The sequence below is a fragment of the Citrobacter sp. KH_055_1 genome (assembly GCF_057838705.1).
On record NZ_CM174473.1, the window covers coordinates 4,337,313 to 4,360,474 of the forward strand.

A 23,162-nucleotide genomic window follows, 5' to 3' on the forward strand; every position below is an offset into this window, starting at 1 on the left:
CTCTTCATGTTAAAGCACCTGTTTAAAAGACCGACTCTCGGGCACATCAGCTGGCTGCTGCTGATCTCTTTTTATCTGGCCACCTTTCTGAACGTCGCGTTCTATAAGCAGGTGCTGCAAGACCTCCCGCTGGACTCCCTGCGCAACGTGCTGGTGTTTCTCTCCATGCCGGTGGTGGCCTTCAGCGTCATGAACATTGTGCTGACGCTGGCTTCATTCCTGTGGCTTAACCGCCCGTTGGCCTGCATTTTCATTCTGGTGGGTGCCTCTGCCCAATATTTCATCATGACCTACGGCATCATCATTGACCGCTCGATGATCGCCAATATGATGGATACCACGCCCGCTGAAACCTTCGCCTTGCTGACGCCGCAAATGATCATCACGCTCGGGATAAGCGGTATTCTGGCGGCGATCATCGCCTGCTGGATCAAAATTAAGCCAACGACGCCGGTGTTGCGTAGCGTGCTGTACCGGGGGGCAAATATCCTGGTCTCGGTACTGCTGATCGTACTGGTCGCCACCTTCTTCTACAAAGATTACGCCTCACTGTTTCGCAACAACAAAGAGCTGGTTAAATCCCTCAGCCCGTCCAACAGCATCGTCGCCACCTCGTCCTGGTATTCACACCAGCGCCTGGCCGATTTGCCGCTGGTGCGTATTGGCGAAGATGCCCACCGCAATCCGTTAATGCTGAAAGAAAAGCGTAAAAATCTCACCATCGTGGTGCTGGGAGAAACCTCGCGCGGGGATAACTTCTCGCTGTCGGGGTATTCACGCCAGACCAACCCGCAGCTGGAAAAAGATGACGTGGTCTATTTCCCGCACACCACGTCCTGCGGGACGGCGACGGCGGTGTCCGTCCCCTGCATGTTCTCCGACATGCCGCGCGCGCACTACGATGAAGAGCTGGCACACCACCAGGAAGGCGTACTTGATGTCATTCAACGGGCGGGAATCAACGTGCTGTGGAATGATAACGACGGCGGCTGTAAAGGCGCATGCGACCGCGTACCGCATCAGAATATGACCAAGCTAAATCTGCCGGGGCAATGCATCGACGGTGAATGCTACGACGATGTTCTGTTCCACGGACTGGAAGAGTACATTAACCATCTTCAGGGCGACGGCGTGATTGTGCTGCATACCATCGGCAGTCACGGCCCGACCTATTACAACCGCTATCCGCCGCAGTTCAAGAAATTCACCCCAACCTGCGACACCAATGAGATCCAAACCTGCTCGCAGCAACAACTGGTGAATACCTACGACAATACCATCCTGTATGTTGACTATATTGTTGATAAAGCAATCAATATACTGAAAGCGCATCAGGACAATTTCACCACCAGCCTGGTCTATCTTTCCGATCACGGTGAATCGTTAGGGGAAAACGGCGTCTATTTACACGGCCTGCCGTATTCCATTGCGCCAGCAACACAAAAGCATGTACCGATGCTGCTGTGGTTGTCAGAGGACTACCAGCAACGCTACCAGATCTCGCAAACATGTTTGCAAAAACGGGCCAGCGCAGAAGACTTCTCACAAGATAATCTGTTCTCCACCCTGCTGGGATTAACGGGCGTACAGACCAGGAATTACCAGGCGGCAGATGATATTCTGCACCCATGCCGGGGAGGCTAACTGAATGAAAATTCTGATTGTTGAAGACGATACGCTGTTATTACAGGGACTGATCCTTGCCGCCCAAACGGAAGGCTATGCCTGCGACGGCGTGTCAACCGCCCGTGCCGCAGAGCAATGTCTGGAGACCGGGCATTATAGTCTGGTGGTACTGGATCTCGGTTTACCTGATGAAGACGGCCTGCACTTTCTCAACCGCATCAGGCAGAAAAAATACACGATTCCGGTACTGATCCTCACCGCCCGCGACACGCTCAAAGACCGGGTTGCCGGGCTGGACGTCGGTGCCGATGACTATCTGGTCAAACCGTTCGCGCTGGAAGAACTGCATGCCCGTATTCGGGCCTTGCTGCGCCGCCATAACAATCAGGGCGAGAGCGAGTTGACTGTCGGTAACCTGATGCTGAACATTGGTCGTCGCCAGGTATGGATGGACGGGCAAGAGGTTATCTTAACGCCGAAAGAGTACGCGCTGCTGTCGCGCTTGATGCTCAAAGCGGGCAGCCCGGTACACCGGGAAATCCTGTATAACGATATCTACAGCTGGGATAACGAACCGTCGACCAATACGCTGGAAGTTCACATTCATAACCTGCGCGATAAAGTGGGTAAAGCCCGTATTCGCACGGTCAGGGGATTTGGCTACATGCTGGTCGCCACTGAGGAAAACTAAGTGAAGCTGATACGTTATTTAAAACAGCCGCTGCCGCTGCGCCATCGTTTGATGATAACGATCGGCCTGATTCTGGTGGTCTTTCAGCTGATTAGCACCTTCTGGCTGTGGCATGAAAGCACCGAACAAATACAGCTGTTCGAACAGGCGTTGCGCGAAAACCGTAACAACGATCGCCACATCATGCATGAGATCCGCGAGGCCATCGCCAGCCTGATCGTCCCCGGTCTCTTTATGGTCAGCCTGACGCTGCTGATTTGCTATCAGGCAGTGCGACGGATCACCCGCCCGCTTGCCAACCTGCAAAAAGAGTTAGAAGCGCGCACGGCCGATAATCTGACCCCTATAGAGATCCGCAGCTCTACCGTTGAGATACAGGCGGTCGTCACGGCACTGAATCAACTGGTGACGCGACTCACCAACACTCTCGACAATGAGCGTCTGTTTACTGCCGACGTCGCTCACGAGCTGCGCACACCGTTATCTGGCGTTCGCCTGCACCTGGAATTACTATCAAAAACCCACAACGTGGACGTTTCACCGCTTATTGCCCGCTTAGACCAAATGATGGACTGCGTGTCGCAGCTGCTGCAGCTTGCCCGCGTGGGTCAGTCGTTTTCAGCGGGGAATTACCAGCATGTCAAACTGCTGGAGGACGTCATACTGCCTGCCTACGATGAACTCAGCACCATGCTGGATCAGCGGCAACAAACGCTTCTATTACCCGAGAGCGCTACCGATGTCGTGGTGCGTGGCGACGTTACGCTGTTGCGTATGCTGCTGCGTAACTTAGTCGAAAATGCGCATCGTTACAGCCCGGAGGGCAGTAATATTAGAATTAGCCTGCATACTGACCCGGAGGCGCAAATGGTCATTGAAGACGAAGGGCCGGGCATTGATGAAAGTAAATGCGGGGAGTTAAGCAAAGCGTTTGTGCGCATGGACAGTCGTTTTGGCGGTATTGGACTGGGGCTGAGCATTGTCAGCCGCATAACCCAGCTCCATCGCGGGCAGTTCTTTTTGCAAAATCGCACGGGAGCTACCGGCACCCGAGCCAGCGTAGTACTGGAGAAAGATCAGTAAGAGCTCACCCACACGTACACAAAGCTGCTCACAATCAGCAGGCTGCACACGGTGGTTAAACTTTCATAGATACGGGTTTTCATGACACTCTCCTCCGATAGTATGGAGGAGAGTTTGCCTGACAGAGATTAAGCCAACCTTAAGGCCACGCGCCGGATGGCGGCTAACGCCTTATCCGGCCTACTGAGTACAACGCTACCCGTAGGCCTGAAAGCTGCGCGCCATCAGGCAATAACACGATTACTCATCAATACGCGGATGCTGCTGGACTAGGCGTGAACGCTTAACCTGCAAATCCGCAATTTCCTGATCGATATCTTCAATCTTCTGCTCGATATTATCGTAGTGCTCGCCGAGGATTTCTTTCGCTTCCTGAATATCCGAAGCGGCAGGCGTCGCCCCTTTCAGCGGCTGGTTAGCGGTCTCTTTCATGGTTATACCGGTAATTAAACCGACCACCGCAACCACCATCAGATAGTAAGCCGGCATCATCAGGTTCTGCGAACTTTCCACCAGCCAGGCGGCCAGCGTCGGTGTCAGACCAGCAATCAGTACCGAAATATTAAATGCCGCAGCCAGCGCACTGTAACGAATGTGCGTCGGGAACATTGCCGGTAACGTTGACGCCATCACCCCGGTAAAGCAGTTGAGGATCACCGCCAGCATCAGTAAACCGGCAAAAATCAAGCCGATGACGTTACTGTTAATCAGGATGAAGGCCGGGATGGCCAGCACAAACAGCGCAATACTGCCCATGATCACAAACGGTCGACGCCCGAAACGGTCACTCAGCAGCCCCATTATCGGTTGCACAAACAGCATACCAATCATAATGGCGATAATAATCAGCACACCATGATCTTCAGAGTAATGCAGGTTATGCGACAGATAGCTCGGCATGTAGGTGAGCAGCATGTAATAGGTGACGTTGGTGGCAATCACCAGACCGGTACACGCCAGCAGACTACGCCAGTGTTTAGTGGCGATTTCTTTAAACGAAACCTTCGGCCCTTCCTGCAGCCCCTGGCGATCGCCCTGTTCCAGCTTATCGACATGCTGCTGAAACGCCGGGGTTTCTTCCAGCGCGTGGCGCAGATACAGACCAATCAGTCCTAACGGCAGCGCGATAAAGAACGGAATACGCCAGCCCCACTCAAGGAAGTTTTCCTCACCGACGACGGTCGAGATCAGCACGACTACGCCCGCACCCAGCACAAACCCGGCAATCGAGCCAAAGTCCAGCCAGCTGCCCATAAATCCGCGCTTACGGTCCGGGGAATATTCCGCGACGAAAATCGAAGCACCGGTGTATTCCCCGCCCACCGAGAATCCCTGCGCCATCTTACACAGCAACAGCAATATTGGCGCCCAGATACCAATCGAGGCATACGACGGGATAAGCCCAATACAGAAGGTGCTTATCGACATAATGACAATGGTGATAGCGAGGATCTTCTGGCGACCGTATTTATCGCCGAGCATACCGAAGAACAGTCCGCCAAGCGGTCGAATCAGAAAGGGAACGGAGAAGGTGGCGAGTGCAGCAACCATCTGCACGCTGGGGTCAGCCCCCGGAAAGAACACTTTACCTAATGCGTAAGCAACAAATCCATAAACGCCAAAATCGAACCATTCCATCGCATTACCCAGCGACGCTGCGGTAATGGCTTTTCGCAGTTTACCGTCATCAATAATGGTGACGTCGCGAAGCGTAATGGGTTTTATTTTTTTCCTTTTTAGCATACCAGTCCTCATAGACTTAGCCCTGTCGCGCACGAGACTCTCCCAACGCAGCATGCGCTAAGGTCATCGCCGAGCGGGGAATGCACAGGCGCAATCCCTGTAACAAGCGTAGCAGGTTTACTTACACTGAACGGCAATGCGCAGTACAACCGAACCTGTTGACGCCTGATTGGGCGGTTAATGACCTCTTTACCCTAACAGTGTTTAAATCTGTGATCAACTTCACACATAGTATTTCATTTCGTCAACCTGCGTAAATAAGGTCATTCTTAGTCAACTTTTTTACACACCAGGGTTGCGATTAATTCCCTATTTACTACAAGTAAAAATCGCTTTTCAGCATCAACAATCACGATCGTCATTATTACCCTGCCAGGCAAAAAAACACCTAATCCCGTCACAACTTATTCACAGGTTTTTTAATAATCGGAAGCTTTAGGAATTTTTGCGTGAAATATGTGATGAAGATAACTAAAACGCTGTTTTATTTTGATTGAATCATCGTTCTTATGAATGCACACTAATTCCAGACGCACTATCCCTGGGGGCAATGACACGCTCAACGTATGCCGCGTTAGATTTTAAAAAACAAAGAGATAGCTGTTTTTCTTTGTTAAGACTTACGAATAACCTGTTGAATTTAAATAATATTTTGTTTTCTTGCGCATTTATCATCGGCGACAAGATATGAGGACGTTTATGAAAATTAAGGCCACGATTGAACGCATCCCCGGCGGAATGATGTTGATTCCTCTGTTATTAGGTGCGGTGTTAAATACGTTAGCTCCCGATACCGGTGCGTATTTCGGTTCATTTACTAAAGGGATGATTAGCGGCACCGTTCCCATTCTGGCCGTGTGGTTCTTTTGTATTGGTGCTTCTATTGATTTACGGGCAACCGGCACGGTATTACGCAAGTCCGGTACGCTGGTATTAACCAAAATCGCCGTGGCCTGGGCAGTGGCAATGATCGCCGCATCATTCATTCCTGATACCGGTATTCAAACAGGATTCTTTGCGGGTCTTTCTGTCCTGGCAATTGTCTCTGCAATGGACATGACCAACGGCGGTCTGTACGCCAGCCTGATGAACCAGTACGGCACTAAAGAAGAGTCCGGCGCATTTGTCCTGATGTCTCTGGAATCCGGCCCGCTGATGACCATGGTCATTCTGGGTTCTGCAGGTCTCGCCTCCTTTGAGCCACACCATTTCGTTGGCGCCGTATTACCGTTCCTGATTGGTTTTACGTTGGGTAACCTGGATCACGACCTGCGTACCTTCTTCAGCAAAGCGACGCCGGTACTGATTCCGTTCTTCGGTTTCGCACTGGGGAACACCATTAACCTGAGCGTTATCGTTGATACCGGTCTGCTGGGTATCCTGCTGGGTGTCGCGGTCATCGTGATTACCGGTATCCCGCTGATTATTGCTGACCGTGTGATTGGTGGCGGGAACGGTACGGCGGGCGTAGCGGCTTCTTCTGCAGCCGGTGCTGCGGTAGCAAACCCGGTCATTATCGCCCAGATTAACCCGGCATTTGAACCGGTTGCCGCCTCCGCTACCGCGTTGGTTGCCGCCAGCGTGATTGTCACGGCGATTCTGGTCCCGATTATCACCGCCCTGTACGCCAAACGTTTTAACAAAACACCGGTCGTCACAGAATCGACAACCGCGCCGGCAGACTCGTTACACCACTAAGTCCGCTGCGTACTCACCGTCCCTTTTCAGCCTCTGCGAGGGGACGGTGCAAAAATCTCCTCAACCATCGCATCCACCAGTCGCTTCGCCGAACACAGTCGCGGCATCCCCAGCGCCACATTTTGCCAACGCTGCGTCACCGACCCGCTCACCGGATGCTGCTCCATATCACACCAGTCGCCCAACCAACTCAGCATATCGTTATGCTCGCGTGATCCCCCAGCGGTAGGTGAACTGAGCCATTGATGATAATAATGACGCGTGGTGGGTGCGGCATTCACACTGTGCGCCAGCGCCTGGGTCGCCATAGTGCGTAGATTATCTGTGAGCATCGCCACCACATCGGCATTGCCCAGCCGACAAGCATCACCAAACGCGCCCCAGCGCAGCTCTTCCAGCGCGACAAAACAACGCCCCGGCAGCGACCAGCCGTCATACGCCCCCGCCCGCCAACGGGTAAAAATTTGTTCGCTGTGTTCACCCGCCTGAACGGTCAGCCCGCGCTGCGTCAGCGCCTTCTCTTTATAAGCACTGCGTTGGCTAAACCAGCTGGAGAGCGTATTGATCTGCTGCATAATGCCGGGCGTGGATTGCCCGCGCGGACGTTCCGTCTCTTGCAGGAACGCTAATCCTTCGGTAATACGCACCAGCGCCAGATGACCGGGGTCAATCATGCTCGCCAGTTTTTCCACCAGCTTCAGGCGCATCATCAGATTCTCGCTGGAGACGCCCGCCAGAACCCACGCCCGCAGCTGTGTCTGGGATAACACTTCCTGCGTCAGGCGCGCGCGCATACGCTGCTGCTGTTGCAGAAAACCGCCGGAACGTTTGGTTTCATCTCCCTGAACCAGATCGACCATAAACTTTGGGTAGACGCACTCCAGCGCCCGCCCGGGGCCTTCCAGTAACACGTTAGTCATGTATGCTCAGCTGCAAAAAGGGTATGGATATCATCACGTAGCAAGCGGGAGTCTTCATAAATCCATGACGCAATCGTAATACGGTGCTGCAGTTGTTCACTCAATGCGCTCACAGCAGATTCATTTTGCTGACGCAGGATCAGACTCTCACGCAGGCTCGCCTGCAATTGCGTCAGACACAGCGAAAAATCGGCAAAAAACGTCGCCATGCCAGCCGTAACAGAAATATCGACCTGCGCCACTAAAGCTTTACGAATTTGTTGGCAAAACAGCGTAACGTACTGCCCAAGGCTGTTGTGCAGTGCGTTGATATCAATCAGGTACCGCGTTTTTGCGGCGACATCATCATTCCATCCCCAGTTCGGCTGATTCAGCCAACGTGAGAACGTATCCCGCACTCCGCCTGCGGAGGATGTGCCTTCATCCAACGGCGTATCCTGCTCAATCGCTTCGTTAAACAACTGGCGGGTATTGAAGTTAAACATCGCCGAATGAAACGCCGGAAAGCGGATCCGGGCACGGAATCCGGCATGGCTTAACTCCTCTTTCACCCGCTGCTCAATGGGTCGTATGGCGTCATTTAACGCCCGCGACAACGTCGACTCAAGTTGCTCAAAGCGCAGGGCTAAATCGCGGCTGATACTCTCCTGTGCCGCCAGCAGGACGACTTCACAGGCGGAACGAATTTTATCTAACACAATTTTCGCTTGCCCTTCATCATGCAGCACCAGCATTTCTCCGGCCATTTCCGTCGCCGCAACGCCCGACCCCATACCGTGTCGTGACATCCTCAGCACGCTTTCTTTTTCAAACAGCCTATCGATACTGCCCAGGATCTCAGCCTGCTGCTGATTGAGAAACGCGGTGGTCGCCTCCAGTGCCAGATCAACTTCGTGTTTAACCTCATCGCTGACCTGCTCCTGACCCACCAGGATCTGCTGCATATCCTCTTCAATATGGTCGATGTTCAGCTGCAGCTTGTCACACGCGACCGTTAATCCGTGATAGCGAAACTCAAGGTATTCGTGTGCGCTTTGCGCATAGTTCAACAGCTTATGGGACGCGGAGCGGAGCGCATAGAGCGAGGCATTCGCGTAGGCGGCATAAATAACATTCTGAATCGGCTGCTCAAACAGCGAGTCTTGCCACAGTAAATCGGCAGCATGCCGAATATGCTCGGTATCATCCAGATCGGCGGTACGCCAACGCCGACCCAGCGCCGCTTCGGCAAAATCCTGTACCCAACGTTGTTGCTGGTGATCCGGCAGCCGCCCGTGAGTCATCAGTTCATGACGTGCGCGGTTCGCCAGATACCCCCACATGGAAGACACCGGATAAATACGCTCAGGCGTAATACAGCCCTTCATCAACGTGCCAGAAATCAGCGCCCGCACCTGCTCTTCATCATCGCTATTACGGTCTTTTTGATCGAATTTATTGACCAGGGCATACAGCGGTACCGATTTACCCACCGCGGTGATCGCCTGGCGCACTTCCTCATCCGAAATCGACTTCAGTTGGGTATAGTCCATCACCGCCAGTACCGCAGACGCCCGCGCCAGCTGTTCCTTCAGCATCTTTTGTAAGTGCGGCTGTCCGGCTTCATTCGGCCCCGGCGTATCCAGCAGGGTTAACTGCCCCGGATAATTTTCCTGCCCGGCCAAATGCACAAACTCAATCTCAATCACCGGAATATGCTCAATGGCGGCATACGCAGAAAAAGGAAAATCAACCTCCAGCGCTTTTGACAGACGCACCAGATCGTTCAGGCTCTTGAGGCACTGGAAAATAGGTTCGGCACCTAAATAGGTGCGCTCGAACGCCACACCGTTTTCAATACGTAGCAGCAGCGTATTCATATCTTTATCAATTTCCAGCTCATGGCTAAGAGACTGGCGATCGCACTCGCGCACACGCTGCTGCAAGGTTTTCATTAAGGCATCAATCGGCGCGACATGAGAAAAATACAACACCGGATCTTTCTGGCCTGGCGTATGGCGGATCAGCGTCGGCAGGGCCGTCATCGGACGATTACGATTGGGTAACACTTCCGTCCCCACAATCGCATTAATCGTCGTCGACTTTCCCGCTTTCATCGTGCCGACAATGGCCAGTACCATTTCCAGACGCGTGACCTTCCGTAGCTCATTATTGAGCGTTGCTTGCTGGACATCCATGCCACGCGCAGTGAAATGCAGGGGCTGTACGTGCCCGCTATGCTCACCTTTTTTCAACGCGACATCATCCAACGACGTCGTCGGCAATTTTTTCAACTGCCTGAGATGGTCAAGAGAGAGCATCAGCAAGCGTTCAGCTTCCTGACTTAATTCATATATTGTCTGTGTGTACATGGAAAATTTTTCCTTAACGCAAATAATCTTACTTTTATTCAGCCAAATCTTTTTATTTATGAATTTTCGGCTTTTATCATTACGTGTGGAAATAATTAAAATCAAAATAACTAATTGATATTATTAAATTAAATTTATTTTATAACCGCTGGCCCGATGCCTCTCCCTTACTGTAATAAGTAAGAAAGATAAACAGAGTAGTTCAGTTTTGAAAAATGCCAGTTTAATTCCCCTACCTAAATTAAGGGGGATGCGATATCCACTTACAATAACTAAGCCATTCTGAGAGCCATGTTATCAATGAATATCAGGTGGTTCGCCTCACCTTAACTTAAATAACAAAGCGGAGCAATTTCCCTTAAAAAATATTCCGCCAAACGTGCAAGTAGTGGAAAGTACAGGTATTGAGGCCTTTATCTGCGCCGTGCCTCAGCGCTTAATCAGACAGTAGTCCCGACAACCGCAGGGATTTTATGTATAATTGCGGCCTTTTTCGGCAATCTGCCATTTTTTGGGCGCTTTTGCCCCTGCTGACTTTTGAGGAAATCCACATGTCATTACCACACTGCCCACAATGCAACTCCGAATACACCTACGAAGATAACGGCATGTTCATCTGCCCGGAATGCGCTCACGAATGGAACGATGCTGAACCCGCGCATGACGGCGACGAACTGATCGTGAAAGACGCTAACGGTAATCTGCTGGCCGACGGCGACAGCGTAACCGTCGTGAAAGATCTGAAGGTCAAAGGTAGCTCTTCCATGCTGAAGATCGGTACCAAAGTGAAAAACATCCGCCTGGTGGAAGGCGACCACAACATCGATTGCAAGATTGATGGATTCGGACCGATGAAACTGAAATCCGAGTTTGTGAAAAAGAACTAATTTTGTTGGCCGGATAAGGCGTTAGTCGCCATCCGGCTTTTATTGCCCGGTGGCGCTTCGCTTACCAGGCCTACGCTAACTACACTTAACGGGCTTCTTTTACCTGAGGTAAAGATCATGTCGTTAAGTCCCTACATCTCTTTTGCAGGCAACTGCGCTGACGCCATTGCGTACTACCAACAGACGCTGGGCGCAGAACTGCTCTACAAAATCAACTTCGGTGAAATGCCCCAGTCGGCGCAGGACAGTGAAGAGGGTTGCCCTTCTGGAATGAAATTCCCTGATACCGCCATCGCCCACGCCAACCTGCGCGTTGCGGGCAGCGACATCATGATGAGCGACGGCGTCGCGACGGGAAAAGCCCATTACTCCGGCTTCACGCTGGTCCTCGACACGCAGGATGTCAACGAAGGGAAGCGCTGGTTTGACAACCTGGCAGCAACAGGTCAAATCGAAATGGACTGGCAGGAAACATTCTGGGCGCACGGTTTCGGTAAAGTCACCGACCAGTACGGTGTGCCGTGGATGATCAACGTCGTCAAACAACAGCAGCCCCCCACGGAGTAATCCTACGGGAGGCTTGTCCTCCCGTACTGTCATCAAATATCGCTCAACTCTTCATCTTCGAGTAACCATCCCTTAACGAAAATGTCACATTAATCCGCCACGATGGGGCCACTTTTTTAGGGAGGCCGCATCATGCAAACGGTTATTCGCGTCGAGAAACTCTCCAAATCATTCAATCATCATCAGGCGCTGAATGCGGTTGATCTGACTATCCATTCCGGTGAGATGGTGGCTCTGCTTGGGCCATCAGGTTCCGGCAAATCCACCCTTTTACGTCATTTAAGCGGGTTGATTACCGGTGATAAATCGCCAGGTAGCCACGTCGAGCTATTAGGCCGCACGGTACAACGTGAAGGCCGACTGGCGCGTGACATCCGCAAAAGCCGTGCCCATACGGGCTATATCTTCCAACAGTTCAATCTGGTGAACCGTCTCACCGTGCTGGAGAACGTGCTGATTGGCGCCCTCGGCAGCACGCCGTTCTGGCGCACCTGTTTTAGCTGGTTTACGCCACAGCAGAAGCAACGGGCGTTACAGGCGCTGACCCGCGTTGGCATGGCGCACTTTGCCTACCAGCGCGTTTCTACGCTCTCCGGCGGACAGCAGCAGCGCGTCGCCATCGCCCGCGCCCTGATGCAACAGGCAAAAGTGATCCTCGCCGATGAGCCGATTGCCTCGCTGGACCCGGAATCTGCACGCATCGTGATGGACACCCTGCGCGACATTAACCAGACCGACGGCATCACCGTCGTGGTCACGCTGCATCAGGTGGATTACGCCCTGCGCTACTGCGAACGCATTGTTGCGCTGCGCCAGGGACACGTCTTCTACGACGGCAGCAGCCAGCAGTTTGATAACGAACGTTTTGACCATCTCTACCGCAGCATGAACCGCGTCGACCAGAACGCACAGGCTGCCTGACATCCCCACAATGAGGAATGGAAATGAGTTATAAGACAGTTGCCGCGCTGGCCTTCACCAGCATGTTTAGTCTCAGCACCTTCTTAAGCCCGGCATATGCCGAAGAACAGGAAAAAGCGCTGAACTTTGGCATTATTTCGACCGAATCACAGCAAAACCTGAAGCCACAGTGGGAACCGTTCCTGAAGGACATGGAAAAATCGCTGGGCGTAAAAGTGAATGCCTTCTTCGCCCCGGACTACGCCGGGATCATCCAGGGCATGCGCTTTAACAAAGTCGATATCGCCTGGTACGGCAACCTCTCGGCGATGGAAGCGGTGGATCGCGCCAATGGACAGGTCTTCGCCCAGACCGTCGCGGCAGACGGATCGCCGGGTTACTGGAGCGTATTGATCGTCAATAAAGACAGCCCGATCAACAACCTGAACGATCTGATCGCCAAACGTAAGGATCTAACCTTCGGTAACGGCGATCCAAACTCCACCTCGGGCTACCTCGTCCCCGGTTACTACGTCTTCGCGAAAAACAACATTGCTGCCAGCGACTTCAAGCGCACCGTTAACGCCGGGCATGAAACTAACGCCCTGGCCGTCGCCAACAAGCAGGTGGATGTTGCCACCAACAACACCGAAAACCTCGACAAGTTAAAAACCTCTGCACCAGAAAAATTGAAAGCGCTGAAGGTGATCTGGAAATCGCCGCTGATCCCAGGCGATCCGATCGTCTGGCGCAAAAACCTCTCCGAAACCACCAAGGACAAGGTGTACGACTTCTTCATGAGTTATGGCAAAACGCCGGAAGAGAAAGCCACGTTGGAACGCCTGGGCTGGGCGCCGTTCCGTGCCTCCAGCGATCTGCAACTGGTACCGATTCGCCAGCTGGCGCTGTTTAAAGAGATGCAGGGCGTGAAGGACAACAAGAGCCTGAACGCGGAAGAGAAAACCAGCAAAACCTCGGTGATTAAAGCACAACTGGATGATCTCGACCGCCTGACCGCCGCGCTGGGTGCCATGACCAGCGTAAATAAAGCGGTGCAGTGATTTGTAGGCCTGATAAGCGCAGCGCCATCAGGCAATCGCGTAAATGCCGGATGGCGGTGCAAACACCTTATCCGGCCTACAACGCAAACACCTGTTCCAACGGAGCCAAATATGCAAACCATCACCGTCGCCCCGCCCAAGCGTAGCTGGTTCTCGCTGCTGAGCTGGGCCATTCTTCTCGCCGTGCTGGTCGTATCATGGAAAGGGGCCGAAATGGCTCCACTCACGCTGATCGAGGATTCCGGCAATATGGCGACCTTCGCCGCTGACTTCTTCCCGCCGGACTTCAGCCAGTGGCAGGACTATCTCAGCGAAATGGCCATCACCCTGCAAATCGCCGTCTGGGGGACAGCCCTCGCCGTGGTGCTGTCGATTCCTTTCGGCCTGATGTGCGCCGACAACCTGGTGCCGTGGTGGATTTACCAGCCAATGCGTCGCCTGATGGACGCCTGCCGCGCCATCAACGAAATGGTCTTCGCCATGCTGTTTGTGGTTGCGGTCGGTCTCGGGCCGTTCGCCGGGGTGATGGCGCTGTTTATCCACACCACCGGGGTGCTCTCCAAACTGCTTTCCGAGGCGGTAGAAGCCATTGAGCCGGGTCCGGTCGAAGGCATTCGCGCCACGGGTGCTAACAAAATTGAAGAGATCCTCTACGGCGTTCTACCGCAGGTCATGCCGCTGCTCATCTCCTACTCGCTGTACCGCTTTGAGTCCAACGTCCGCTCCGCCACGGTGGTCGGCATGGTTGGCGCAGGCGGCATCGGCGTGACGTTATGGGAGGCGATTCGCGGCTTTCAGTTCCAGCAAACCTGCGCCCTGATGGTGTTAATCATCGTCACCGTCAGCCTGCTGGATTTCCTCTCTCAGCGTTTGCGTAAGCACTTCATCTAATCAGCGAGGCATTGATTGCTATGCACTTGTCTACACATCCGACCAGTTATCCGACGCGTTATCAGGAAATTGCCGCCAGACTTGAGCAGGAGCTTCGTCAACATTATCGCTGCGGTGACTACCTTCCGGCCGAGCATCAGCTTGCCGCCCGCTACGCGGTCAACCGCCACACGTTGCGCCGCGCCATTGACCAGTTGGTCGAACGCGGCTGGGTGCAGCGTCGTCAGGGCGTCGGCGTGCTGGTGCTGATGCGCCCGTTCGATTACCCACTGAATGCCCAGGCGCGCTTCAGTCAGAACCTGCTGGACCAGGGCAGCCATCCCACCAGCGAGAAGTTGCTGGCGGTGCTGCGCCCGGCCTCGAGCCATATTGCCGACGCGCTCAGCGTCACTGAGGGTGACAACGTCATCCATTTGCGCACCCTGCGCCGGGTGAACGGCATCGCGCTCTGTCTTATCGACCACTATTTTTCCGACCTCACCCTCTGGCCGCTGTTGCAGGGCTTTAACCACGGCTCACTGCACGACTACCTGCGCGAGCAGTTGGGTCTGATGTTACTGCGCACGCAAACACGCATCAGCGCCCGCCGCGCGCAGGCCAAAGAGAGCAAGGTACTGGAAATCCCCAACATGGCGCCGCTGCTGTGCGTGCGCACCCTGAACCACCGTGAAGGCGAAGAACACGCGACGGAATACTCCGTCAGCCTGACCCGCGCCGACATGATCGAATTCACCATGGAGCACTGAATGCACCTTGATACCGCCACCCGCCAGCGCTGGATGCGCGCGCTGGCTTACAGCAACGCTGAAGACCTGAATGCGCGCGTCAACGCGCTGAAACTGACACCAGAATATGAACTTATCCGCGCACCTGAAAGCGGGCTGATGCAGATCCAGGCCCGCATGGGCGGCACCGGCAACCGTTTTTTTGCCGGTGATACCACGATAACGCGCGCCGTCGTACGCCTGAAGAGCGGCACGCTGGGTTATAGCTACCTGCTGGGACGCAACAAACCCCACGCCGAGCAGTGCGCCGTGATTGACGCACTGCTGCAGGAACAGACGTATTTCCAGAGCGTAATGGAAACCTTAATTACCCCGCTGGAAGCGGAACGCGATGCGCTAATTAACGCTCGCCGTGCCGAAGTCAACGCCAGCCGGGTCGACTTCTTCACACTGGTACGCGGAGATAACGCATGACACGATCTACGGCACTACAGAGCGCCTTTAATTTACCCGTCCAGGATGCGCAGCAGTGCTTTCGTCGCCTGCTGAAGGCCATGAGCGAACCGGGGGTGATTGTCGCCCTGCATCAGCTGAAACACGGCTGGCAGCCGCTGGGTCTGGCGACCACCAGCGTGCTGCTGACCCTGGTCGACGGTGACACCCCGGTGTGGCTGGCTCCAGCCATGGATAACGACATTGCCCGACAGAACCTGCGTTTTCACACCAATGCCCCACTGGTAGAACAACCGCAGCAGGCGGCCTTTGCCATCGCCGACAATCGCATTAGCAGCGAACAGCTCAACGCCCTCTCTTCCGGTTCCGCCGTAGCACCAGAGACCAGCGCGACCCTGATTGTGCAGATCGCGGGCTTAAGCGGTGGACGCATGCTGCGCCTGACCGGGGCCGGTATCGCCGAAGAACGGATGATCGCCCCGCAGTTACCGGAATGCCTGATTCATGAACTGACCGAGCGCCCGCATCCGTTCCCGCTGGGGATTGATCTGATCCTCACCTGCGGCGAACGGCTGCTGGCTATTCCGCGAACCACCCACGTGGAGGTGTGCTGATGTACGTTGCCGTCAAAGGGGGCGAGAAGGCAATAGCCAACGCCCACGCGCTGCAGGATAACCGACGCCGAGGCGATGCGCACATTGCCGAACTGAGCGTGGCGCAAATCGAACAGCAGATGAACCTCGCCGTTGACCGGGTCATGACTGAAGGCGGTATCGCCGACCGTGAACTGGCGGCACTGGCGCTCAAGCAGGCCAGCGGCGACAACATTGAAGCCATCTTTTTGCTACGCGCTTACCGCACGACGCTGGCAAAACTGGCGGTGAGCGAGCCGGTCAACAGCGCAGAGATGCGCCTGGAACGGCGTATTTCCGCCGTCTACAAGGATATTCCCGGCGGGCAGTTGCTGGGTTCAACTTACGACTATACCCACCGCCTGCTTGATTTCACTCTGCTGGCCAACGGCGAGACGCCGCCGCTGCGCGCCGCGGAGAGTGAACAGGACGCCGCCCCGCACGTCTTCTCCCTGCTGGAAAATCAGGGGCTGGCGAAGCACGAAGAGGACGACGGCGCTCAGCCCGATGACATCACCCGCACGCCGCCGGTGTACCCCTGCTCGCGCGCCTCGCGCCTGCAACAGCTAATGCGCGGCGACGAAGGGTATCTGCTGGCGCTGGCTTACTCCACCCAGCGCGGCTACGGGCGCAATCACCCGTTTGCCGCCGAGATCCGCAGCGGCTATGTGGCGCTGGAAATAGTAGCGGAAGAGCTGGGATTTGCGGTAAACGTCGGCGAACTGCTGATGACCGAATGCGAAATGGTGAACGGCTTTGTCGCGCCAGAAAATGACTCTCCCCATTTTACCCGCGGCTACGGGCTGGTGTTCGGCATGAGCGAACGCAAAGCGATGGCAATGGCGCTGGTAGACCGCGCCCTACAGGCACCCGACTACGATGAAACGGTCACGGGACCGGCGCAGGACGAAGAGTTCGTGCTGGCGCATGCGGATAACGTCGAGGCGGCGGGTTTTGTTTCCCACCTCAAACTCCCCCACTACGTCGATTTCCAGGCCGAGCTGGAACTGCTCAAACGCCTGCAACAGGAGGCCGTCCGTGACCGCTAATCTTTCCGGCTACAATTTTGCTTATCTCGATGAACAAACGAAACGCATGATCCGCCGGGCACTGCTGAAAGCGGTCGCCATTCCGGGGTATCAGGTGCCGTTCGGCGGGCGTGAAATGCCCATGCCCTACGGCTGGGGCACCGGCGGTATTCAGCTTACCGCCAGCGTGATAGGTGAAGCTGACGTGCTGAAGGTCATCGACCAGGGCGCGGATGACACCACCAACGCGGTGTCCATTCGCAACTTCTTCAGGCACGTAACCGGGGTAAACACCACCGACGCGACCTGCGACGCGACGCTTATTCAGACCCGTCACCGCATCCCGGAAACGCCGCTCAAGGAAGATCAGATTATTATTTTCCAGGTGCCGATCCCCGAACCGCTGCGCTTTATCGAGCCACGCGAGACGGAAACCCGCACCATGCACGCGCTGGAAGAGTACGGCGTGATGCAGGTGAAGCTGTATGAGGATATCGCCCGCTTCGGCCATATCGCCACCACCTACGCCTATCCGGTCAAGGTCAACGGGCGCTACGTGATGGATCCGTCACCCATCCCAAAATTCGACAACCCAAAAATGGACAGGATGCCCGCGCTGCAGCTGTTCGGGGCCGGGCGTGAAAAACGTATCTACGCCGTACCGCCGTATACCCGAGTCGAGAGCCTCGATTTCGACGATCACCCGTTTACCGTGCAGAGCTGGGATGAACCCTGCGCCATCTGCGGTTCCACCCACAGCTATCTCGACGAAGTGGTGCTCGACGACAGCGGCAAACGGATGTTTGTCTGCTCCGACACCGACTACTGCCGCCAACAGAGTGAGGCCCTTAGCCAATGACGCAACCGCTGCTTTCCGTCAATAACCTGACCCATCTCTACGCGCCGGGCAAAGGCTTCAGCGATGTCTCTTTTGACCTGTGGCCTGGCGAAGTGCTGGGCATTGTGGGCGAGTCCGGTTCCGGCAAAACAACCCTGCTGAAGTCGATTTCCTCGCGCCTGACACCGCAGTCTGGCGAAATTGTGTATCAGAACCGTTCGCTGTACGGCATGAGCGAAGCCGACCGTCGCCGCCTGCTGCGCACCGAATGGGGCGTGGTACATCAGCACCCGATGGACGGCCTGCGTCGTCAGGTTTCGGCGGGCGGTAATATCGGCGAACGCCTGATGGCCACCGGCGCACGCCACTATGGCGACATCCGCGCTACCGCGCAGCGCTGGCTGACCGACGTCGAAATTCCCGCCTCGCGCATCGACGATCTGCCCACCACCTTCTCCGGCGGCATGCAGCAACGTTTACAGATTGCCCGCAACCTCGTCACCCATCCCAGGCTGGTATTTATGGATGAACCCACCGGTGGGCTGGACGTCTCGGTACAGGCCAAACTGCTGGACCTGCTGCGCGGCCTGGTGGTGGAACTGGATCTGGCCGTGGTGATTGTCACCCATGATTTGGGCGTGGCGCGCCTGCTGGCAGACCGTTTACTGGTGATGAAACAGGGTCAGGTGGTGGAAAGTGGATTAACCGACCGCGTGCTCGACGATCCGCATCATCCGTACACCCAACTGCTGGTGTCGTCGGTGTTGCAGAACTGATTTTTTGTTGTGCCGGATGGCGGCTTACGCCTTATCCGGCCTACAGGTGCGTTTTTTGTAGGCCGGATAAGCGCAGCGCCATCCGGCAATAAGAACCATGAGGCTCAAATGATCCGCGTAGAAAATGTCAGTAAAACCTTTGTACTGCACCAGCAAAACGGCGTGCGTCTGCCGGTGTTGCACAACGCCACTCTGGACGTAAAAAGCGGTGAGTGCGTGGTGCTGCACGGTCACTCGGGCAGTGGGAAATCAACGCTGCTGCGTTCGCTGTACGCCAACTATCTGCCGGACACCGGCCATATTCATATTCAGCACGGCGACGAGTGGGTGGATCTGGTGCAGGCTCCGGCGCGGAAAGTGCTGGAAGTGCGCCGTTCCACCATCGGCTGGGTCAGCCAGTTCCTGCGCGTGATCCCCAGGGTCTCGGCGCTGGACGTGGTGATGCAACCGCTGCTGGATCTGGGCGTCTCCCGCGACATGTGTGCGGCCAAAGCGGCGCGCCTGCTGGAACGTCTGAACGTCCCGGAAACGCTGTGGCATCTCGCCCCATCGACCTTTTCCGGCGGTGAGCAGCAGCGCGTCAACATTGCGCGCGGGTTTATCGTCGATTACCCAATTTTACTGCTCGATGAGCCCACCGCGTCGCTGGATGCCAAAAACAGCACCGCCGTAGTGGCACTGATAGAAGAAGCCAAAGCGCGCGGCGCGGCAATTGTCGGTATTTTTCACGATCAAACCGTTCGCGACCGCGTGGCGGACCGTTTGCACCTGATGGGAACCACAGCATGATTATCAATAACGTAAAGCTGGTGCTGGAAGACGAAGTGGTACAGGGATCGCTGGAAATGGAGGGCGGCGTGATTCGCGCCTTTACCGAAAGCCAGAGCCGTCTGCCCGAGGCGCTGGACGGTGAAGGTGGCTGGCTGCTGCCGGGGCTTATCGAACTGCACACCGATAATCTCGACAAATTCTTCACCCCGCGCCCAAAGGTGGATTGGCCCGCGCATTCGGCGATGAGCAGCCATGACGCGCTGATGGTCGCCAGCGGCATCACCACCGTGCTGGATGCAGTAGCGATTGGCGATGTTCGCGACGGCGGCGATCGCCTGGAAAATCTGGAAAAGATGATCAATGCGGTGGAAGAAACGCAGAAGCGCGGGGTCAACCGCGCCGAGCATCGTCTGCATCTGCGTTGCGAACTGCCGCATCACACCACCCTGCCGCTATTTGAAAAACTGGTCGGGCGCGAACCAGTGACGCTGGTTTCACTGATGGATCACTCGCCGGGCCAGCGCCAGTTCGCCAACCGCGAAAAATACCGGGAATATTATCAGGGCAAGTATTCACTCACCGATGAGCAGATGGCCCGCTATGAAGAGGAGCAGTTAGCCCTCGCGGCGCGCTGGTCGCAGCCCAACCGGACCGCCATCGCGCAGATGTGCCGCGAACGCCATATTGCGCTGGCAAGCCACGACGACGCTACCCATGACCATGTTCTCGAATCACATCAACTTGGCAGCGTGATCGCCGAGTTTCCCACCACCTTTGCAGCCGCAGAGGCTTCACGCCAGCACGGCATGAACGTGCTGATGGGCGCACCCAATATCGTGCGCGGCGGCTCGCACTCCGGCAACGTCGCGGCGCATAAGCTGGCTGAACTGGGGCTGTTGGATATTCTCTCCTCTGATTACTACCCCGCCAGCCTGCTCGACGCCGCGTTTCGTGTAGCGGACGACGATGCCAACCGCTTCACGCTGGCGCAGGCGATTCATCTGGTGACCCGTAATCCGGCGCGGGCGCTGAATCTCGACGATCGCGGTGTTATCGCTGAAGGTAAACGCGCGGATCTGGTGCTGGCGCACCGCAAAGGCGATCACGTGCATATCGACCACGTCTGGCGGCAGGGAAAAAGGGTGTTCTGACTATGGGAAAACTGATCTGGCTGATGGGGCCGTCCGGCTCCGGTAAGGACAGCCTGCTGGCCGAACTCCGCCAGCAGGAACAGGCGCAACTGCTGGTGGCGCATCGTTACATTACCCGGGCCGCCAACGCCGGGAATGAAAACCATATTGCGCTGAGCGAACAGGAGTTTTTTACCCGCGCCGGACAGAACCTGCTGGCGCTGAGCTGGCATGCCAACGGCTTGTACTACGGCGTCGGCGTGGAGATTGACCTCTGGCTACACGCCGGGTTTGATGTGGTGGTAAACGGCTCCCGCGCCCATCTGCCACAGGCAAAATCACGCTACGGCGCGGCGCTGCTGCCGGTCTGTTTGCAGGTATCACAAGACGTGTTGCGCCAGCGCTTACTGGCGCGCGGGCGAGAAAATGAAACGGAGATTGTCGCCCGTCTAGAACGTGCAGCCCGCTATGCACCAGAGGACTGCCATACGCTAAACAATGACGGTAGTCTGCTACAGTCAGTGAATACATTGCTCACACTGATGGGACGTAAGCATTCTTATGCCTGAGAGCGCACGGACCCGTAGGCCGGATAAGACGCCTGCGTCGCCATCCGGCTATACATGACCTGGGGAGCAACAATGAGCTTAACGATCACTTTAAGCGGCACCGGCGGCGCGCAACTGGTGCCGGTTTTTGGCTGCGACTGCCCCGCCTGCCAGCGGGCGCGTATTCAATCGCAATATCGCCGCCGACCCTGCAGCGGCGTGGTCAAATTCAACCATGCCGTGACGCTGCTCGACGCGGGGATCCCGCATCTGATGGACGACTGGCCCGCCGGCAGCTTCCGCCAGTTTCTGCTCACCCACTACCACATGGATCATGTTCAGGGACTGTTTCCGCTGCGCTGGGGCGTGGGGAAAACGATCCCGGTATATGGGCCGCCGGATGAACAGGGCTGCGACGATCTGTTTAAGCATCCCGGCATTCTCGACTTCAGCCACACCGTCGAACCGTTTGTGGTGTTTAATTTGCAGGGGTTGCAGGTGACACCGCTGCCGCTCAACCACTCAAAGCTGACGTTTGGCTATCTACTGGAAACTGCGCACAGCCGCGTGGCGTGGCTCTCTGATACCGCCGGGCTGCCCGACAAAACGCTGAAATTTCTGCGCAACAATCAGCCGCAGGCGATGATCATCGACTGTAGCCATGCCCCGCGCACGCAACCGCCGCGCAACCACTGCGATGTAAATACCGTGATTGCGCTCAATGACGTTATCCGCTGCCCACGGGTGATTCTGACCCACATCAGCCATCAGTTCGACGAGTGGCTAATGCATAATCCGCTACCGACAGGCATCGAAGCCGGGTATGACGGCATGGAGATTGTGCTGGATTAAGCGGAGACACTTCATAATAAGACTTGTTAACAGGTCTTTCCCATCCTATATTAAGACCAGTTAAATGGTCTTAAGGAGCGATTATGCCACATATCATTTTAAGCGACACCACCGCCAGCGTGAGTGAGCTAAAAAAGAACCCGATGGCGACTGTTAGCGCAGGGGATGGGTTTCCGGTCGCAATCCTGAACCGTAACCAGCCTGCCTTTTATTGTGTTCCCGCTGAGCTTTACGAAAAAATGCTTGATGCGCTGGACGATCAGCAACTGGTTAAATTAGTCCATGAACGGAACCAACAGCCACTGGTGGATGTTGATCTGGACAGCTATTTATGAGTTATACGGTAAAGTTCAGGGAAGATGCGCTGAAAGAATGGCAAAAATTGGATAAAACCATTCAGCAGCAGTTTGCCAAAAAACTCAAGAAATGCGGTGAAAATCCGCATGTCCCCTCCGCGAAGCTCAGGGGAATAAAAGATTGCTATAAAATCCAACTACGCACTTCAAGGTTCCGTCTTGTTTATCAAGTTATTGACGACACCCTGGTCATCGCTGTCGTTGCCGTCGGTAAACGCGAGCGTAGTGAAGTTTATAATCTTGCCAGCGAAAGACTACGTTAACGATCGTAATCGTCTTCCATTCTACGTTCTTCATCTTCCAGCTGACGCCGTTCCTGATCGAGCCGACGCTGGCGGTCATCCAGCTGCCGACGGCGGTCTTCAAACTGGCGACGACGATCGTCATATTGCCTGCGGCGATCGTCGCTTACCTGGCGTTGCCAGCTTTCGTCGCGCGAGTCGTCGTAATCCCGATTATTATCAGGCTTATAGGCATCGCTGACGGCGCGTTGAATATTGCCAATGGCGTCATCAATAATATCCGCCTGCGCCGACACGGTGGTCAGCATCAGCAAACTGAAAAAAAAGATCGTCGGGGAGCGTGTCATAAACCAGCCTCAAAAAGAAACTCGCCCCACGGTAATCAAAGCGCTT

Annotated in this window: 26 protein-coding genes; 21 read left to right on the plus strand and 5 right to left on the minus strand. The window is 55.2% G+C overall.

Going from position 1 to position 23,162, the window contains the following annotated elements:
• The first annotated feature begins 6 nt into the window (after positions 1 to 6).
• From eptA to pmrB, 3 genes are read left to right on the plus strand one after another with little or no spacing between them, the layout of a single operon-like run.
• Complete coding sequence (gene eptA, locus AC3ITF_RS20400) at positions 7 to 1,644, plus strand: phosphoethanolamine transferase EptA (protein WP_181695085.1); 1,638 nt, start codon at positions 7 to 9, stop codon at positions 1,642 to 1,644.
• 4 nt (positions 1,645 to 1,648) lie between these two features.
• Positions 1,649 to 2,317, plus strand: coding sequence for a two-component system response regulator PmrA (pmrA, locus tag AC3ITF_RS20405; protein WP_181490709.1), 669 nt, complete (start codon positions 1,649 to 1,651; stop codon positions 2,315 to 2,317).
• 51 nt (positions 2,318 to 2,368) lie between these two features.
• Positions 2,369 to 3,400 (plus strand): two-component system sensor histidine kinase PmrB, encoded by a 1,032-nt coding sequence (gene pmrB, locus AC3ITF_RS20410; protein WP_220469489.1) that lies wholly within the window; start codon positions 2,369 to 2,371, stop codon positions 3,398 to 3,400.
• Here pmrB and pmrR read toward each other — a convergent pair.
• Positions 3,394 to 3,483 carry an LpxT activity modulator PmrR gene (gene pmrR / locus AC3ITF_RS20415; RefSeq protein ID WP_096758646.1) on the minus strand — a complete coding sequence of 30 codons (90 nt, stop codon included), beginning with the start codon at positions 3,481 to 3,483 and terminating at the stop codon, positions 3,394 to 3,396. The two genes, pmrB and pmrR, sit on opposite strands and share 7 nt — an antisense overlap.
• 157 nt (positions 3,484 to 3,640) lie before the next feature.
• Complete coding sequence (gene proP, locus AC3ITF_RS20420) at positions 3,641 to 5,143, minus strand: glycine betaine/L-proline transporter ProP (protein ID WP_096758647.1); 1,503 nt, start codon at positions 5,141 to 5,143, stop codon at positions 3,641 to 3,643.
• A gap of 699 nt (positions 5,144 to 5,842) precedes the next feature.
• Between proP and kdgT the strand changes: the two genes are divergently transcribed.
• Positions 5,843 to 6,841, plus strand: coding sequence for a 2-keto-3-deoxygluconate transporter (gene kdgT, locus AC3ITF_RS20425; protein ID WP_096758648.1), 999 nt, complete (start codon positions 5,843 to 5,845; stop codon positions 6,839 to 6,841).
• Between the two features lie 26 nt (positions 6,842 to 6,867).
• Here kdgT and AC3ITF_RS20430 read toward each other — a convergent pair whose 3' ends face one another.
• Together AC3ITF_RS20430 and crfC are read right to left on the minus strand one after the other, a co-directional pair.
• The gene (locus AC3ITF_RS20430) at positions 6,868 to 7,761 is read right to left on the minus strand and encodes a diguanylate cyclase regulator RdcB family protein (RefSeq protein ID WP_489175977.1); all 894 of its coding nucleotides are present in this window, start codon (positions 7,759 to 7,761) and stop codon (positions 6,868 to 6,870) included.
• Complete coding sequence (gene crfC / locus AC3ITF_RS20435) at positions 7,758 to 10,112, minus strand: clamp-binding protein CrfC (protein ID WP_489175978.1); 2,355 nt, start codon at positions 10,110 to 10,112, stop codon at positions 7,758 to 7,760. Before crfC ends, AC3ITF_RS20430 begins: the two co-directional genes overlap by 4 nt.
• A 551-nt stretch (positions 10,113 to 10,663) precedes the next feature.
• Here crfC and AC3ITF_RS20440 point away from each other — a divergent pair.
• From AC3ITF_RS20440 to AC3ITF_RS20520, 17 genes are all read left to right on the plus strand, one after another.
• On the plus strand, positions 10,664 to 10,999 hold the full coding sequence (locus tag AC3ITF_RS20440; protein ID WP_117343575.1) for a zinc ribbon domain-containing protein YjdM: 336 nt from the start codon (positions 10,664 to 10,666) through the stop codon (positions 10,997 to 10,999).
• A gap of 117 nt (positions 11,000 to 11,116) precedes the next feature.
• A complete protein-coding gene (yjdN, locus tag AC3ITF_RS20445; protein ID WP_096758652.1) occupies positions 11,117 to 11,566 on the plus strand; it encodes a VOC family metalloprotein YjdN in 450 nt (149 codons plus the stop codon).
• Between the two features lie 132 nt (positions 11,567 to 11,698).
• Positions 11,699 to 12,487 (plus strand): phosphonate ABC transporter ATP-binding protein, encoded by a 789-nt coding sequence (gene phnC / locus AC3ITF_RS20450; protein ID WP_115259667.1) that lies wholly within the window; start codon positions 11,699 to 11,701, stop codon positions 12,485 to 12,487.
• Between the two features lie 23 nt (positions 12,488 to 12,510).
• Positions 12,511 to 13,527 (plus strand): phosphonate ABC transporter substrate-binding protein, encoded by a 1,017-nt coding sequence (phnD, locus tag AC3ITF_RS20455; RefSeq protein WP_489175979.1) that lies wholly within the window; start codon positions 12,511 to 12,513, stop codon positions 13,525 to 13,527.
• A 111-nt stretch (positions 13,528 to 13,638) separates the two neighbouring features.
• Entirely contained in the window at positions 13,639 to 14,418 is a 780-nt protein-coding gene (gene phnE, locus AC3ITF_RS20460) for a phosphonate ABC transporter, permease protein PhnE (RefSeq protein ID WP_096758655.1), read from the plus strand.
• Between the two features lie 20 nt (positions 14,419 to 14,438).
• Positions 14,439 to 15,164, plus strand: coding sequence for a phosphonate metabolism transcriptional regulator PhnF (phnF, locus tag AC3ITF_RS20465; RefSeq protein WP_115259669.1), 726 nt, complete (start codon positions 14,439 to 14,441; stop codon positions 15,162 to 15,164).
• A complete protein-coding gene (gene phnG / locus AC3ITF_RS20470; RefSeq protein WP_117343577.1) occupies positions 15,165 to 15,617 on the plus strand; it encodes a phosphonate C-P lyase system protein PhnG in 453 nt (150 codons plus the stop codon). It abuts the gene before it with no gap.
• On the plus strand, positions 15,614 to 16,210 hold the full coding sequence (gene phnH / locus AC3ITF_RS20475; protein ID WP_096758658.1) for a phosphonate C-P lyase system protein PhnH: 597 nt from the start codon (positions 15,614 to 15,616) through the stop codon (positions 16,208 to 16,210). Before phnG ends, phnH begins: the two co-directional genes overlap by 4 nt.
• On the plus strand, positions 16,210 to 17,277 hold the full coding sequence (locus tag AC3ITF_RS20480; protein WP_489175980.1) for a carbon-phosphorus lyase complex subunit: 1,068 nt from the start codon (positions 16,210 to 16,212) through the stop codon (positions 17,275 to 17,277). Before phnH ends, AC3ITF_RS20480 begins: the two co-directional genes overlap by 1 nt.
• A gap of 46 nt (positions 17,278 to 17,323) precedes the next feature.
• Positions 17,324 to 18,115 (plus strand): alpha-D-ribose 1-methylphosphonate 5-phosphate C-P-lyase PhnJ, encoded by a 792-nt coding sequence (locus AC3ITF_RS20485; protein ID WP_489176460.1) that lies wholly within the window; start codon positions 17,324 to 17,326, stop codon positions 18,113 to 18,115.
• A complete protein-coding gene (gene phnK, locus AC3ITF_RS20490) occupies positions 18,112 to 18,870 on the plus strand; it encodes a phosphonate C-P lyase system protein PhnK (RefSeq protein WP_115259672.1) in 759 nt (252 codons plus the stop codon). Before AC3ITF_RS20485 ends, phnK begins: the two co-directional genes overlap by 4 nt.
• A gap of 108 nt (positions 18,871 to 18,978) precedes the next feature.
• Positions 18,979 to 19,659 carry a phosphonate C-P lyase system protein PhnL gene (gene phnL, locus AC3ITF_RS20495; RefSeq protein ID WP_489175981.1) on the plus strand — a complete coding sequence of 227 codons (681 nt, stop codon included), beginning with the start codon at positions 18,979 to 18,981 and terminating at the stop codon, positions 19,657 to 19,659.
• Entirely contained in the window at positions 19,656 to 20,792 is a 1,137-nt protein-coding gene (gene phnM / locus AC3ITF_RS20500; protein ID WP_096758663.1) for an alpha-D-ribose 1-methylphosphonate 5-triphosphate diphosphatase, read from the plus strand. Before phnL ends, phnM begins: the two co-directional genes overlap by 4 nt.
• A 2-nt stretch (positions 20,793 to 20,794) precedes the next feature.
• Positions 20,795 to 21,340, plus strand: a complete 546-nt coding sequence (gene phnN / locus AC3ITF_RS20505) for a ribose 1,5-bisphosphokinase (protein WP_096758664.1) — start codon at positions 20,795 to 20,797, stop codon at positions 21,338 to 21,340.
• 72 nt (positions 21,341 to 21,412) lie between these two features.
• Positions 21,413 to 22,171, plus strand: a complete 759-nt coding sequence (gene phnP / locus AC3ITF_RS20510; protein ID WP_489175982.1) for a phosphonate metabolism protein PhnP — start codon at positions 21,413 to 21,415, stop codon at positions 22,169 to 22,171.
• Positions 22,172 to 22,254: 83 nt separating this feature from the next.
• Positions 22,255 to 22,506, plus strand: a complete 252-nt coding sequence (locus AC3ITF_RS20515) for a type II toxin-antitoxin system Phd/YefM family antitoxin (RefSeq protein WP_137399198.1) — start codon at positions 22,255 to 22,257, stop codon at positions 22,504 to 22,506.
• Entirely contained in the window at positions 22,503 to 22,790 is a 288-nt protein-coding gene (locus AC3ITF_RS20520) for a type II toxin-antitoxin system RelE family toxin (RefSeq protein WP_181517643.1), read from the plus strand. The genes AC3ITF_RS20515 and AC3ITF_RS20520 overlap by 4 nt, the downstream gene beginning before the upstream one ends.
• Here the strand turns inward: AC3ITF_RS20520 and yjdP are convergent.
• A complete protein-coding gene (gene yjdP, locus AC3ITF_RS20525) occupies positions 22,787 to 23,116 on the minus strand; it encodes a DDRRRQL repeat protein YjdP (RefSeq protein WP_096758667.1) in 330 nt (109 codons plus the stop codon). The genes AC3ITF_RS20520 and yjdP overlap by 4 nt on opposite strands.
• Between the last annotated feature and the right edge of the window lie 46 nt (positions 23,117 to 23,162).